The organism is Microbacterium sp. (assembly GCF_035687345.1).
Classification (GTDB): domain Bacteria; phylum Actinomycetota; class Actinomycetes; order Actinomycetales; family Microbacteriaceae; genus Microbacterium.
The window spans coordinates 1-2,678 of sequence record NZ_DASRXZ010000008.1; the positions used below are offsets into that span (position 1 = coordinate 1).

General features: G+C 70.5%; 2 protein-coding genes. Both read right to left on the minus strand.

Features of this window, described 5'->3' with window-relative positions; all coding sequences use genetic code 11:
• Positions 1–1,328: PTS mannitol transporter subunit IICB (locus VFF97_RS00775; protein WP_325031587.1), on the minus strand; the 1,328-nt coding region annotated here is incomplete at its 3' end.
• Positions 1,325–2,678: phosphoenolpyruvate--protein phosphotransferase (ptsP, locus tag VFF97_RS00780; protein ID WP_325031588.1), on the minus strand; the 1,354-nt coding region annotated here is incomplete at its 5' end. The genes ptsP and VFF97_RS00775, both read right to left, overlap by 4 nt.

Here is a 2,678-nt window from a genome sequence, read left to right on the forward strand (position 1 = left end):
ACGCTCGCGCCCATCGCCGACGAGCCCATGCCCGCGTCGCACGCGAACACGATGTTCTTCACCTCGCGCTCGGTCATCGTGGCGGGCTCGATGCCGCCGTCGGCCTGGGTGGCCGCGCCGCCGCGGAGGCCGGAGAGCGCGTCGGAGGACTTGCCCTTCGCGGCCTCGGTCTGCGTGATCGCCGCGCCGAACGCGTCGTCGGTCGCGGCCATCGCCTCGAGGTCGCGCTTGCGCGACGCCCGCAGGATCGCCCACGAGATGAGGAAGGTGACCGCCGCCGACAGGACCACCGACAGGATGACCGCGAAGTACGCGCCGGGCGCGGTCTGGAGTATCACCGCGATGATGCTGCCCGGGGCAGCCGGTGCGCGCAGCGCGCCGCCCAGGAGCATGTTCGTGGTGACGCCCGTCATGCCGCCCGCGATGAGCGCGAGGATCAGGATCGGCTTCATGAGCGCGTACGGGAAGTACACCTCGTGGATGCCGCCGAAGAATTGGATCACCGCGGCACCGGGAGCCGACGCGCGTGCCGCTCCGAGCCCGAAGAACGTGAACGCCAGGAGGAGGCCCACACCGGGACCGGGGTTCGCCTCGAGCAGGAACAGGATCGACGAGCCGTTCTCGGTCGCCTGCTGGATGCCGAGCGGGGTCAGCACGCCGTGGTTGATGGCGTTGTTCAGGAAGAACACCTTCGCCGGCTCGATGAGGATGCTCGTGAGCGGCAGCAGGTTCGCCTCGACAAGCCAGTTCACCGCGTTCCCGAGGATCTGCATCAGGCCGTTGACGAGCCACGCGATCGGGTAGAACCCGATGATGGCCAGGACGAAGCCCCAGATGCCGGCCGAGAACATGTTGACGAGCATCTCGAAGCCCGCGCGGATCTTGCCTTCCCACAGGTTGTCGAGCCACTTCATCGTGTAGGCGGCGAGCGGGGCCATGATCATCGCGCCGATGAACATGTGCACGTAGCCGAGCCCGCTGTCACCCTCGGGGAGGGTCGCGTTGAACTTGTCCACGAGCAGGTCGGACCCGACGATCGCACCCATCGTCGCGATCGATGCCACCACGCCACCGCGGATGCCGTACACGATGTTGCCGCCCGTGTACGCGATGAGGATCGGCAGCAGGTAGTGGATGAACGGGAACACGATGGTCGCGAGGTCCGCGTTCGGGGTCCACCCCACCTCGATGAAGAACGCCGTGAAGATGCCCCACGCGATGAGCGCGGGGATGTTCGGCATGATCATGCCGGACAGGAACGTGCCGAAGCGCTGGACTCCGACGCGCGCCTTGCTCCCGCCCTTCGTGGGCGTAGACGCCGTTGTCATTGCTCTGTCTCCTTCTCTCGGGTCGCGGCCGCCTCAGCCGCGGGGGAGCTGGTCGAGGCCGCGGCACTCTGGGCTGCGGCCCTGGCCGAGGCCGCGTCGTTCGCGGCCAAGGCGGCTTCGGCGATGGCCTGCGCCTCGCCGAGGGTGTACTGCAGAAGGGTCGCCCGCACGTCGGCGAGCGCGGTCGGCGCCATCGACAGGCTGGTGGCGCCGAGTCCCACGAGCACGACCGCGAGCATCGGGTCGGCGGCGGCTTCGCCGCAGATGCCGACCGGCTTGCCGTTGGCGCGTCCCGCTTCTCCGACCTCCCGCACGAGGCGGAGCACGGCCGGGTGCCACGGGTCCTGGAAGGCCGCGACCGAGCCGAGCAGCCGGTCCGCCGCCATCGTGTACTGGGTGAGGTCGTTCGTGCCGATCGACGCGAAGTCGGCGACGGCGAGGATGCGGTCGGCCAGAAGCGCCGACGACGGCACCTCCACCATGACGCCTGCGGTGCGGATGCCGTACTCGCGTGCGATCGAGGTGAAGTACTCGGTCTCCTCGACGGTGGCCACCATGGGGGCCATGACCCACAGGTCGGCGCCGTCGCCCGCGGCGCGGGTCGCCGCATCCGCCTCGGCCAGAGCCGTCAGCTGCTCGCGCAGGATGTCCTCGCTCGCGCGCAGCGCGCGCAGGCCGCGGAGCCCGAGGGCCGGGTTCTCCTCGTGCGCGTCGTTGAGGAACGGCAGGGGCTTGTCGGCTCCCGCGTCGAGCACGCGCACGACGACCTTCTTACCCGGGAAGGCCGCGAGCAGCTTCTCGTACACGACGCGCTGCTGCTCGACGGTCGGCGCCTGGCTCGAGCTGAGGAAGAGGAACTCGGTGCGGAACAGCCCGACGCCCTCCGCGCCGAGCGCGACCGCCTCGGCCGCGCCCTCGGCGTTGCCGAGGTTCACGAGCAGCGGAACCTCGAAGCCGTCCTTCATGGCGCCCGGCGTGATGGGGGCGGATGCCGCAGACGCACGTGCGTCCGCGCGATTCTTCGCCCGCGCGAGCTCCTCGTCGGTCGGCTGCGTCACGACGACGCCCGCCGCCGCGTCGACGATCACCGTCTCGCCGTCCTTCAGGCCCGCCGCATCCGCGACGCCCACCACCGCGACGATCGCCTTCTCGCGCGCGAGGATCGCGGTGTGCGACGTCGGGCCGCCCTCCGTCGTGACGAGGGCGAGCACCTTGTCGAGGTCGAGGAGCGCCGTGTCGGCGGGGGCGAGGTCCTTCGCGACGAGCACGAACGGATGCCCCGGGTCGGGGACGCCCGGAGCGGGGAGTCCGCGCAGCCGGGCGATGACGCGCTGCGCGACGTCGTCGAGG